The sequence below is a fragment of the Mucilaginibacter conchicola genome (assembly GCF_003432115.1).
GTDB classification, from domain to species: Bacteria; Bacteroidota; Bacteroidia; order Sphingobacteriales; family Sphingobacteriaceae; genus Mucilaginibacter; species Mucilaginibacter conchicola.
In genome coordinates, this window is the sequence record NZ_QWDC01000003.1 from 759,494 (window position 1) to 772,139 (window position 12,646).

The following is a 12,646-nucleotide window of genomic DNA, read 5'->3' on the forward strand; positions in this document are numbered from 1 at the left end:
TTTATCGAACCGGAATAGCGCTCAGGCCGACATTGGTCCTGCCTCCCGGCCTGCTGTACGGCGCTGCATGAGCTTTGTGATCATGGTAGTGAGTTTTGACCTGTAATCCTCTGCCAGCCATTCCGTATAGTTTTTGGTCACTTTGCCCAGGCATTTGGCGTACTGCCTGATCCGCCAGCCGATCTCTTTCTGGAGCGCTCCTGCAAGCATTAACGCATCTTCTGCAGACGCACTGTTCTCTATGCACATGATCGTATGCTGTCTGAGCGATGCCCTGAGAACAAGGCTGCCTTTTTGCTTATTTTCGAGGGCTTTCCGGAAAGCTTCCTGTACATCGAATCCCATTTGCAGGGTATTGGGGAACTTTTCCCGCAGATCTGCCGGTATCGCGTGCGTTTCACCCTGTGCATGATAATGCAGACTTTCTGCAAAAGCTTCGGGTCTTTCAAAGATAGTTTGCCAGTCAAGCGGTGCCTGCCATTCCCCGAAGCGGTCGGTATTATTGCCCAGATCGATGACCGTGAATGTTTTTTTTTCCGGCAGCCATCTTGCGCCGCGGCCGATCATCTGATGATACAGCGTGATGGAAGTGGTTGCCCTGTTCAGGATCACCGTACGGACGGTAGGTTCGTCAAAACCGGTCGTAAGAATAGAAACAGACGTCAGGATGGCGTTTCTTGTTTTTTTAAACCACTTCAGGATCTCCGCCCGTTCCGGGGGCGGAGTATGGTTGTCGAGGTGCCTGACCGGATAGCCGGCCTCGTTAAATAACTTATAAACCTCCCGGGAGGTGAATATACCATTGTTGAAGATCAGTGTCTTTTTATTTTTTGAATGCGCCTCATAAGCGTGGAGTAACAGGTCGAGCATGGCAGGGGAAGAGTAAAGGGCATCTGAACTACTGATCGTAAAGTCGCCGTTGATGCCCCTGGACAATGAGTTCAGTTCCACATCGTACCGCCAGTTCGATGGTTTGGCCAGGTGCCCGGAAGCGATGAGCCCGGCAATACTCTCTCCGACGATCAGTTCCCGGTAGGTCTTGTACATGGGCATATCCGCATTCGAGCTGAAAGGCGTGGCCGTCACCCCGATAACGACCGCCGCCTTAAATCTGTCCAGTAGTTTATGAAATGAGTTGTGGTGCGCCTCATCGATGATCACCAGCCCGACACGGCCCGGATCAATAAGACCATCTTTGATGCGGTTCCTGAGCGTCTCGACCATCGCTACAAAGCAGTCCTGATGCAGCCCCCTGAAGGAACGCCTGGATGAACTGTCAATGATCTTGTTGCTCACCCCGAGCTTCCTGAGTACGGCGGAGGTCTGGCTGCAGAGTTCCTTCCGGTGCGTAAGCACCATCACGCCCTGTCCGGTCAGCGCGGTAAATCGTTTGGCGATCCCGGCAAAGATCCGGGTCTTCCCGCCGCCTGTGGGTAACTGGTAAAGGAACCGTTCACCTGCGCGGGCCCGGCCGATTTTGCCGAACAGAACGTCCAGGTCTCTTTCCTGGTAAGGATATAAGCCGCCTGCGTGAACCTGGTCCGGCCGGCTGGTTGTCTTTGTTTTTTCTTCCATCATTTGGTTTAAGTTGGTGACCGGGTTTATTTTTTGAACACCCATGTTTTGTTAAAGGGACCGGCGTTCAGATAAGCTTCTTTAAAAGATCTGCTATCGGCAAAGGTCAGCTGCAGAATACGCCTGGCTTCGCAAGACAGCGTGACAGCCGGTTCGCGGAAAGGCCAGGGGGATACGCAAAGCGTACCGTCTTTTCCGGCGAGCAGGCTGTAGGAAAGCTTGTCCGGCCCCTTACTGATCTCCATGGCGCGGCCTTCCGGCTGCATCATCCCCCGGCACAGCAGTAAAGATAGCGCGTCACACCATTGGAGCAGGGCGTAGTCCTTTTCAAGCTCTCCGGCCTTCATTCCCGCGGTCTTCAGCCGCGCCGCACGCTGGGCGGCCTGCGCTTTCATAAACGCTTTTACTTCAGGGCCGGCAGCTCCGTCGCCTGCACACAGGAATTCCAGATGCCTGGCGCAGAGGAGGGCGATATAGGTGCTTTTGTTGACAGCAAGCCGCATGGTCGCCTCACAATGCGCAAGTTCCATTTTACGCATGGCGAAATTTACCGGCCCGCCGCGTTCCGTCAGGAGGTTTCCTGATTCCAGCTCCGTCTGCGCATCATCATGTTCGGCGGTGGCGATCAGCGTTTCTATCCAGCGCCTGCCCCGGACATCATCGTGCCAGGCTTCGGCGATAGCTGCCGACAAAAGGCCGTGCGCCCGCTGGGAGATGACCTCCCAACCCTGTTCAGTATAATTGACGATCATTTCTGGTTGATTTTATAAGCCCGGCGCCCGGAAATCTGCATTTTTTTGCTGCAATGTTTTGCTTTGTCATATTCCGGCGACGGCGCAGGGATGTTTATGAAGCATCGAAATAAGCTTCCATCAGTTCAATACCTTTTTCATTTCCCTGTTGGGCAGCCAGATCCAGAGCGGTCATACCGCGGGCATCGGTGATGCCGACTGCCGCGCCATGGCGCAGCAATATGCTGATCAGGTCATTGCGTCCAAACATGGCCGCAAACATCAGGGCCGTGCCGCCGTTGCCGTGCTGCCGGTCAATGCCGGCACCGCTTGTCAGCAATAATTCCGCGATCTCTGCATAACCTTTGAAGCAAGCACCCATTAGTGCAGTATTCCCGCCAAAGTCCGCAGCGTCAACATCTGCACCTGATTCAATCAGCAGCTTTGCGGCTGCCGGCCGGTTGTTGTAACATGCGATGATCAACGGGGTGTAACCTTTCTCATCACGCCCGTCCACCGGGGTGCCGGCGGCGGTAATCGTATTTATCATATTGGTATCGCCACTGCGGGCAGCGGCGATCAGTTGTCCGGTCATGTCATTCATAAAAGCAAGTTAAAAAGCCCGCGCAAACGCGCGGGCCGTAATTAAAGCTGGTTAAGCAGGGATAAGTCTCGGTTTCTCGCGTTCCCAGAAACGGTGCTGCGCGATCATTTTAATAAACAGGGCAGAAAACTTTTTATCCGCCTTGCCGGCCAGCACACCTTCTCTCAATACATTTTCTTCCGTGTAGTGCCCGGAAAGTTTTTTGCTGAAATAGGTCGCCTCCAATAACTGATGAGCATCACCGGACACTGCGATCGCTTTACAATGCTTGAAAGCCTCGTTCAGAAAGTGAACGGCATTGGCTTCAGCTTCGAGCGAAGCCGCCGCGTTGATCCCTCCTGCGACGTACACCGCATCAAAGAGGACGGATGCTGCTGTAAGGAAGCTTTGGTCGACCTGAATCTGCGTTCCGTCTGCTGCTGTGATCACGCCCATTTTAGGAGCGATGACCTCTGCGACCGCGCCTTCAGCTTCCAAAGCGTCCTTCACTATACGCAATGACGCGGCATCGGCGCCATCGGCGGCGAGGATCGCTACTTTACGGCTTTTGACCGTGTCTTTTAGCGTACCCGCCATACTCAGGACCGGAGATACCGCTACCGTACTTTCTGCCTGCACGGACTGATAAGCTGCGGGATCACCGTCGGCCGGTATGTTTCTGTTACCGGGTATCTCTTTGGGCAGGTGCATACCTAAATTATAAGCAACCTGTGTAGCCAGACCTTTGTCGATCTGCATCAGCAGGCCCAGCATGCGTTCCCTTACGGCAAGCATTTTAACTTTTCCCAGTTCAAAGCTCAGCGCATCGGTAATGTGGTTCTTTTCAGGCTCTGACTGACTGTTGAAGAACAACCTGGCCTGGCTGAAATGGTCGAAGAAACTCTTGCTCCTGGCGCGGACCTTCCGCGCTTCGATCCGTTCCTGGTAAGAAGTGAACCCACCGTCGGCAGCTTTTACCTGCTGCGGGTCATTATTCCCCAGGGCATTGGGGCCGTAACTGGTCTTACCGCGGTTGATGGTTTGCCGCATGAAGCCGTCCCTTTGGTTATTATGCACCGGAACGACCGGGCGGTTGATCGGGATCTCCTGGAAATTCGGCCCGCCGAGGCGCGTGAGCTGCGTATCGGTATAAGAAAACAGGCGGCCCTGCAAAAGCGGGTCGTTCGTAAAATCGATCCCCGGCACAATGTGTCCCAGGTGGAAGGCGATCTGCTCGGTCTCGGCGAAAAAATTATCAGGGTTGCGGTTCAGCGTCAGTTTACCGACGCGCTGTACCGGTACCAGTTCCTCCGGTACGAGCTTTGTTGCATCCAGCAGGTCGAAACCGAACTTGAACTCGTCCTCTTCAGGAATGATCTGCAAACCAAGTTCATATTCCGCGAAAGCGCCCGCCTCGATCGCATCCCACAGATCACGGCGGTGAAAGTCCGGGTCCTTGCCCGAAATGTTCTGCGCCTCGTCCCAGGCCACCGAATGCACGCCAAGCAGGGGCTTCCAGTGGAACTTCACAAAGCTGGCCTTGCCTTCGGCGTTGATCAGCCGGAACGTATGTACACCAAAGCCTTCCATCATCCGGTAGCTCCGCGGGAGGGCGCGGTCACTCATCGCCCACATGATCATGTGAGCCGATTCCGGCGTCAGGGATATGAAATCCCAGAACGTATCGTGCGCCGATGCCGCCTGGGGGATCTCGTTGTCCGGCTCGGGCTTGACGGCATGGATCAGGTCAGGGAACTTGATGGCGTCCTGTATAAAAAATACAGGCATATTGTTACCCACCAGGTCAAAATTCCCTTCCTGCGTATAAAACCTTACCGCAAATCCCCTTACGTCGCGCGCGAGGTCGGTAGATCCCCGGGATCCGGCTACCGTTGAAAAACGGACAAACACCGGCGTCTCGTTTTCCGTATCATTCAGAAAACCCGCTTTTGTATATTCCGCGAGGGGCTTGTATAATTTAAAAACGCCATGGGCGCCCGAACCCCGTGCATGCACGACGCGCTCAGGAATACGTTCGTGGTCGAAATGCGTGATCTTTTCCCGGAGGATAAAATCTTCCAGCAGTGACGGTCCCCGGTCACCTCCTTTCAGCGAATTCTGGTCATCATTGACCGGAAGCCCCGTGTTGGTTGTCATCTTTTCGCCTGCCGCATCCGCCGTATGCTGCGCAAGGCTTTCGGTTTTTATGTTTTCAGGTTGCGCGGCCAGTTTTTTATCAACAGCCGCTTCCGTAGCCATTTTCGGTGATGGTTTTTTCTTAGCCATGCTGATATACTCCTTCCTCTGAATGGCCGCCCGCCGCGGTATCCGTTCCGGACTTTTCATCTCCCGCTTTTATGGCAAAGGATTGCACCATCGCGGGTGGTGCTGTCATGCTGAATAAGGTTCCCCTGTTTGGTTGTTCATAGATAGCGTTTTAAAATTGAATGGAAGTCCGCGCATAGAAAAAAAAGGGAACGGCTGGGATCTCAGAATAGCGGACGTTTATTGAACGTTCCTGAAGATCAATTGTTCCGGAATATTTAATTAAATCGGAAAACTTATGCGGAGGGGCATCAGCGCTGCGGTTGCAGCGTTCGGATTGACTGCTTCAGCTTAAACTTCGGACAAATATGGATTTGCAATGCCACATCCGGTGGTGGCCAACCGGAGAACGCTTTTATCAACCCCTCCATTTAGTGGCTTGAAGGGTTTTAAACGAAAAGCGCGCAGCTGAACTGCGCGCTTTTTTCATTGCTCTCCGGGTCAGCACGATGTTCTTTGGACTGCCTCCGGGATCGTCACCGGTACCGGGCTAAAGGCTCCCCGGAAATCTCCCTGCCTGGCAGGTTGGTTTGTCTATTAGTCGCTGCCCGAAGTTCCGTTGTATTTGCATGATGATTTGTCAATAAACAGATCATCCCTTTTTAGAGGTAGTCTTTACGCAGTTGGGTACGGTCTTACCCTCTTTCTTTTTTGTTCCCTCTTTTTTGTACCCTGACCAGCAGGGATCTTTTTTCGTCTTTGTTGCCATGATCGTTAGTTTTTACGGTATTCGTGTCACCGGTTTTAAGAGAATGATTCCGGTAGAATCTTCGGGTTGTTCAGGTTTTGCGTGTAGCGTTTGACATATCCGTGCGCCTTTGCATGCGCTTTAACCGGGCGCGGCCAGTTATTTTTTGCCCCGTCCTGAAAATATGTTCCCCGCATTTATGGTCGGTGGGTGCACCATCGCCGCTGTTGGAGCCGGCTTTCTTTGATTCCTGTGTTCTTAACCATTTTCCAGCGCTGACGACGTCATATCAAAACCGGAGTAATTCGCGGCAGATCGTTTCCTCTCCGTGCTTTTCCATGGTGATAAAAACAATGAAGCCGCCCCCTGGGGCGGCTTCTCATAAAACATGAACCATTATTTTGCGGCATCCCGCAATGCTTTGATCTGATCATGCGCTGCATTGATCTCCTGGGCCTGGCCCGATACGACTGCAACTGCATCAGCTGAAAGGTCACCACCGTTTAGGGCATCCTGGTAAGCTTTTTTAATAGCATCTTCGCCACGTTCAGCTTCTGACAGTATGCTCGCACGGTCACTGCCGCCGAAAAGGGATTTCACATCAATCCAGGCGCGGTGCAAAGTGCCGCTCACGCTGTTGCCTGTCTCTACTTCATCCGGTGAGCCCACCAGTGCTGCCAGTTCCTGGCCGTTCTTACGGCTTTGAGCCGCAAATCCTTCGAAAACGGCTTTCAGGTCAATGTTCTCATCTTTGATATCAGCGATCGCTTTTTCAAAACCCGCTACGCGGTCATTGTTGATCTCGATCAGATCGTTCAATACACTTGTTGCTTCACTAGTTGCCATAATATTTTTCTTTTTTAAGGTAGGCTTGTTCTAAAACCAATATCATGCCAACGCTGTGTAAATTCTTCTCTTTATAAGAAAATATTTTACAGGCCGATCAGTTGACACAAACCGGCCTTTTTAAAGAAAACCTGTTAAAAGAATTTTCAATCTTAGCGTATGGACTGAAATTTTCAGCGTTAACAAAGGACATCAAGCCGTAAGGTAAGCTTCTTAAATTAGATCTTGCCGATGCAGCGACCGCTATTTTCCTGCTTTGTTCATATTTAAGGGCTATTTTGATCTGATAAAATTTGTTGAAACCCCCACACCATATTTTGTAGTTCCGGGTATTTGGTTAAGAGCGGAAAGGTATTTATAATCCGCTTCTCATTGCAAAACCGACCCTCAGGTAAAAACGAACTTCAATTGTCCCGGGAACCCGGAGGATAAATCCATTGCTGACGTCTTTAAAACTAGTGAGCTTCCTTTCGCGCGGGATGAACGCAATCACCTCAATCTGTATCAATGCAGCTGAACGTCAGGCGGAATGTTGTCCCTTTTCCGGGATCACTTTCCGCCGCCAGGCCGATCCCGTTTCGATGTGCAAAATCCCGTACCAGTAACATGCCCAGGCCAATTCCCTTTTCATTTGCTGTACCGTATGTGGAGCGGTTCGGTGATGCGGATGAAAGGATAGTTTGCAGAATTTCGGCCGGCATACCCACTCCGGTGTCGCTGATCCGCATTTCAATGATTTTGCCCCCTGAGAGATAGCTGATTTCGACTGTTCCGCCTTCCGGCGTAAATTTGATCGCATTCGCTAGTATGTTCTGGATCATGATCCTGACGTGGTCGGGGTCGCCTGAAACTTTTCGCAGTCCGCTAAAATGATGTTTGATCCGGACTTTCTTGCGTTCCGCGCCAGGCGTCAATAGAGCTATCACCTTATTTACTTTGACCGGCAGATCCAGCTGTTGCGGATGGGCGGTCATACCTTGCAGTTGTTTACCTGCCCAGATCAGCAAACTATCCAGCATAATGGACGCTGCTTCCAACTGATCTGTCAATTGCCTTGAAATGCCGGCCACTTCCTGATGGCTGAGATCACCTGAACTTAACAGCTGCATAGTGGTCTGAAGTGTGGCAAAGGGGCTTCGCAGGTCATGGCCAATAATAGAGAACAGGCGGTCCTTTTCTTTATTGAGTTGAACCAGGCCAATATTTTGACGCTTTGCGCGCTGATTGCGCCTCAGCGTCCAAATAACAATTGCGCCTAGTAACAGGGCTGCAAGTGCAGATATAATGATCACTAAATGGTCGATCTTCGACTGTTGCGCATCCAGCCTGGTACGGGTTTGCAGCGCTGTATTCTCCATGGTCTTTTCGCGGATCTGCAACAGATTTGATTCATGGGTCTTGTCGACCGAGGTCAGGCTGTCGCTGTAAGCTTTAAAAAGGCGCAGCCGGTCATAGGCCGCTGACTGATCGCCTCCGGCATGGTAAGCCTGCTGGGCAATGTCAAGGGCCCGTGCGGCGTCCCATTTAGCACCGACTTTGTCCGCCAGCCGGTAAGCCCGGTCCGCCAGCCCGCCGGCGGCGCGAAAGTCTTTTGCGTTGAACCGCAGTCTTGCCAGGCCGGTGTAAGCAAAGCTGTTCTCCCAATCACTCTGAAATTTGCTGTTCGTGATAACGGTTTTAAAATACCGTTCGGCCTTTGCGGGGTGATTTAAGTGCGACTCAAAATCACCTAAATGATTTGCCGCCATGGCAACAAGATCGAAAGCCCCGATCTTTTGGCTAAGTGCGAGACAACGTCCCGCATAAACGAGCGCGCTGTCTGATCTCTTAAGATCGGAGAAAGCCTGGGCGATATTGAGCTGATTGGCTGCTACCCGGTAATACTGTCTGTTACCGGCGTTCGTAACAGCCGCTTGGCGAAAATAGCGCATGGCGTTCGATGCCTGGCCCTGCGCGAGGTATACCAAACCGATCAGATTCCCTGCGTCAGCAGCCAAACTATCATTTCCGGATTGCAGTGCTTTACCGTAAACCGTCACCGCTTTTCGCAGGGCAGGCACATAACTGCCGGCAGCGTAATCCGCTTTGGCCTGGCGCATGTCGCCGGTAGCCGGCACCTGTAAAGAGGACGGTACCGTAAAAAAGATCAACAGCAGAAATTTGTGAAATGACATCGTTGTAATGTCTAAAGATAATACACAACTTCCGGGAATGCGTTTAAGCTACGCATTTTTTACGCATAAAGTCGCTATAGGGCCGGGTTCCGGATGCACCAAAGCCGGAAAGCGTATCCAGATCAGTGCGTTTTCGAATATTATTACTGTTTACTGCTGCTCACCTGCAGGTTTTTCCGCCCGCTCTCCAAATCAGTTCCGGCTTATCTGACATATATCTTTATATAAAAAACCAATCTTTGAGCATTTCGTGGTCCCGTTTCAGGCCCATAAAGTTTTGCTAAGGTTTAAATGACCCGGCCGCACATCTGCAGGCCAATAATGATCTTCGGAAGCCGTGCCGGATCCCTCCGGAACATCAGAAAGGTTCGGTGCGTTTTCTACAATGAAAGCCGGTGTCACCGGCCAAGTGGCACTATCGTGTGATTTTCGTAACGGCCCTTTAAAGCCGGAAGATGCTTTGAAAACGCTGAACTTGCCGCCGTGAAACCTCGACGGTTTCGCCGGTCGCTAATTCCAGTAACAGCCGCTGGCCGGGGCATGCACTTACGGACCTCACAAAGCGGGTGTTAAGGATCTGTTGCCGGTTGATCCTCAGGAAGATATTGCCGTCAAGGCCATCTTCCAGCTGCTGTAACGTTCTTAACACCATCGGCTGCTGGTCCCCGAAATATATCCTCGTGTAATTACCTTTCGATTCGAAAAGCCGTACATCTGCGAGCCGGACGAACCAGCATTTTGACCCGTCTTTTACAAATATCCGGCGCTCCCCACCAGGTATTTCTGCGCCGGCCTTTCCTGCGGATGAGACGGTTTTGGCCGTCACTTTACCGATCGCCTGTGCGAGACGGGAAGGGACTACCGGTTTCAGGAGATAATCCAATGCGTTATATTCGAATGCCTGCAGCGCATATTGATCAAAAGCCGTGGTAAAGATCACCTCCGGTACACTTTCCAGTTCCTGCAGAATCTCAAAGCCACTTTTGCCAGGCAGATGAATGTCCAGAAAGACGAGATCCGGAGTGATACTGCGGATGAGTTCCAATGCACTTTGAGCGTCGCCGGCCTCGCCCGTAACTACGACCTCCGGATGGTGTCTGAGCAAAGCCCGCAATTCCTGCCGGGCCAGCCGCGAATCTTCGACGATAACGGCCTGTATCATTTATTTATCCTGATTTCGACAACAATAAAGGGCGGGATCTCGGAAAAACTCAGTGACGCATCCTGGCCGTAAAGCAAGGCCAAACGCGACCGGATGTTTTGCAGGCCTATACCCAGGCTGTCTTCCAATTCATTTTTCCTGGCCATGATCCCTGTGTTTTTTACAGTGAGCGACAGCGCCCGGCCGGAGTAACTGATCTCCACGGAGATCTCACCGGCGCCGGAAGATACGGCAATGCCGTGTTTGACCGCATTTTCTACCAGCAGTTGCAGGACCATGGGCGGGATCTTCTCGTAAAGCGTGGCCGGGTCTGCGCTGATCGTGTATTGAAGTTTACCCTCATACTGGATCTTGAGCAGCTTAACGAAATCATCCAGCATCTTTATCTCTTCACTAAGGCGGACCTCTTTGTGCTCACTGTACTGCAGGGCGTAACGGAAAAGTTCGGAAAACCCGGTGATCATCTCCCGGGCGAGCTGAGGATCTTCCAGGATCAACGCCCGTATATTGTTCAGGGAGTTAAAAAGGAAATGCGGATTGATCTGGGCTTTGAGTGCCCCCAGGGCGGCTTTTTGCACCTCTGCTTCGAGTTGCCATTTTTCCACTTCCGATCGGTGATAACGCCGGATCAGATGGTAGCCTGAATAGCCGAGGTTCCAGACCAATAAAACCGCCATCATGGGAACGAGGTTGACCAGCATCTCTGTATAGGGAACAGTTTGTACCCCGGCCACCGGCAGGAAAAGCGCAAAATAGATCAGTATCCAGGTGATGGCCTGCAGGAAACTCGCCAACAGGAGTAATGCAATCACCCGAAGCGGCCGGGGAGGCGCGACCGGCCCGTATTTTTTAACATAGTACCTGAAAACAGATGTCACTATCAGACCGCCGGCAAAAAGACCGATGCTGTTCAGATACCGTATCGTTGGGTTCATCGGGAGCCGCTGCTGCGCCATAAAGTTGACCAGCGCAGCGATAAGCCAGGCGCTGATCTGCACAGGCCAGAACAAATGATCTTTTCTTATTATCTTCATAAACTACTGATCCATTCCGTCACTGCTTTAAGGGCTGCAGGATTAACCGTTTCCGCGATCTGCGCATATTCCGAAGTGCTGCCTGTGGCGGCTTGCTGGAACAAATGATTAAGCCCGGGCAATGCGATGGTCCGGAAATGTTTGTTGCCCGCCTTTTGCAAAGACATCCTGATCCCGGCCAGGTTAGCTTCTGCGTTAACCTGCATATCCAGCGATCCGTTCAGTGCCAATACCGGGCATTTTACTTTTGACAAGTGATTTGCGGGCTTAAATGTAATAAAATAACGGAACCACGGGGTAGTAACCTGTGCAATTGTCCGCCGGGCGATCGTTTCCGGGGACTGGCCCTGCAGGTCAGCTGCAGGATAGCGCCGCAGTTCATCGCGCATCAGCGTATCCAGTCGTTGCTTCAGTTGCGCTTCTGGAAGTTGCGGATGGGCTTTCATAAACTGGTAAATGGCCCTGTTAGAGGCCAGAGTGCGGGTAATCGTCGCTGCCGGCGCTTCATTCAGACGGAGCTGGTCTGCGGATTGCTTCATTAACAGTTCGTCGATGGGTATACCGGGGCCAGCGAGCAGCACGATAAATTTAATACGCTGATCACCGCTTGCCAGCATCGGGGCGATCATGCCGCCTTCGCTGTGCCCTATAACGCCGGCCGGAATATCCTTCAGATCGGGTCTCGAAGCAATGTAATCGAGTGCAGCGGCAGCATCATCCGCAAAATCGGCGCTGGTCGCAGCGCCAAATTCGCCTGTCGAACCCGCTACCCCCCGGTCGTCGTAGCGCAGTACAGCGATGCCGTTTCTGGTCAGAAAGTCGCTCCATACCAAAAACGGCCGGTGATTAAACTGCTTTACTTCCTCGTCCCGGTTCTGCGGTCCCGATCCGCTGACCAATATCACGATCTTACGCGCTTTACCATTTTGCGGAAGAGTCAGCGTACCTGCCAGGCGTATGCCCGCCTTTTTGTTGGGAAAGGAAACTTCTTCCTGCCGGTACGGAAAGCTGACCGGGTCCTGGGGGCGGAGTGCGGCCTTTTTCGCAGCGGCATTGGCGTCAGGATGGTTCGACAAGGTCAGGGGAAGACTCGCCGTGCCCTGCGTAAAGTTGCCCCTGACAAGGTTGCTGTCGGCGACCAGCGTTCCGCTGTATTTCAGTTTGAACTGCCCGGCCTCCAGTATGATCCGGTCGCCGCTGACCTTTACCGTATCGACCTTCAGCCCGCTTGCGCCCTGGTCGGGGCTGTCCATGGTAGCGGTGTACCCGCTGCCTGTGTTGCGGATATGAAAGATGACCGCGAGCTGGTGATCACCGGGTAATTGAAGCGTACCGGACCAGTCACCGGCGAAGTTCTGCGCACAGAGACGGCCGGCGGTCAACAAAAACAGGATAAGGATAAGTGATTTTTTCATGTCATTAATTTTGCTGCGGTAAATATGTTAAGACGCCCCCTCCTTAAAAAGCAAATTATGACCAGTGGCCAAATAAAAGGATGAACGGCCTGAAACGTCCTGATTTCTGTTGA

9 protein-coding genes are annotated in these 12,646 nt (G+C 52.3%); all 9 read right to left on the reverse strand.

All coding sequences use genetic code 11. From position 1 onward, the window contains the following. Window positions 1-21: 21 nt before the first annotated feature. On the reverse strand, window positions 22-1,578 hold the full coding sequence (locus D0C36_RS20125; protein WP_233524528.1) for a DEAD/DEAH box helicase: 1,557 nt from the start codon (window positions 1,576-1,578) through the stop codon (window positions 22-24). Between the two features lie 23 nt (window positions 1,579-1,601). After that, the gene (locus tag D0C36_RS20130; RefSeq protein ID WP_117393471.1) at window positions 1,602-2,327 is read right to left on the reverse strand and encodes a DUF3891 family protein; all 726 of its coding nucleotides are present in this window, start codon (window positions 2,325-2,327) and stop codon (window positions 1,602-1,604) included. 94 nt (window positions 2,328-2,421) lie between these two features. Beyond that, window positions 2,422-2,910, reverse strand: coding sequence for an ankyrin repeat domain-containing protein (locus tag D0C36_RS20135; RefSeq protein WP_117393473.1), 489 nt, complete (start codon window positions 2,908-2,910; stop codon window positions 2,422-2,424). A 51-nt stretch (window positions 2,911-2,961) separates the two neighbouring features. Beyond that, a complete protein-coding gene (katE, locus tag D0C36_RS20140; protein WP_233524529.1) occupies window positions 2,962-5,175 on the reverse strand; it encodes a catalase HPII in 2,214 nt (737 codons plus the stop codon). 1,123 nt (window positions 5,176-6,298) lie between these two features. Beyond that, complete coding sequence (locus D0C36_RS20145) at window positions 6,299-6,748, reverse strand: ferritin-like domain-containing protein (protein ID WP_117393475.1); 450 nt, start codon at window positions 6,746-6,748, stop codon at window positions 6,299-6,301. Window positions 6,749-7,242: 494 nt separating this feature from the next. Next, window positions 7,243-8,922, reverse strand: a complete 1,680-nt coding sequence (locus D0C36_RS20150) for a tetratricopeptide repeat-containing sensor histidine kinase (RefSeq protein WP_117393477.1) — start codon at window positions 8,920-8,922, stop codon at window positions 7,243-7,245. Window positions 8,923-9,364: 442 nt separating this feature from the next. Then, window positions 9,365-10,084 (reverse strand): LytR/AlgR family response regulator transcription factor, encoded by a 720-nt coding sequence (locus D0C36_RS20155; protein ID WP_199502066.1) that lies wholly within the window; start codon window positions 10,082-10,084, stop codon window positions 9,365-9,367. Continuing rightward, window positions 10,081-11,118, reverse strand: coding sequence for a sensor histidine kinase (locus D0C36_RS20160; protein ID WP_117393479.1), 1,038 nt, complete (start codon window positions 11,116-11,118; stop codon window positions 10,081-10,083). The genes D0C36_RS20155 and D0C36_RS20160 overlap by 4 nt, the downstream gene beginning before the upstream one ends. Then, window positions 11,115-12,533, reverse strand: coding sequence for an alpha/beta hydrolase family protein (locus D0C36_RS20165; protein WP_117393481.1), 1,419 nt, complete (start codon window positions 12,531-12,533; stop codon window positions 11,115-11,117). The genes D0C36_RS20160 and D0C36_RS20165 overlap by 4 nt, the downstream gene beginning before the upstream one ends. Between the last annotated feature and the right edge of the window lie 113 nt (window positions 12,534-12,646).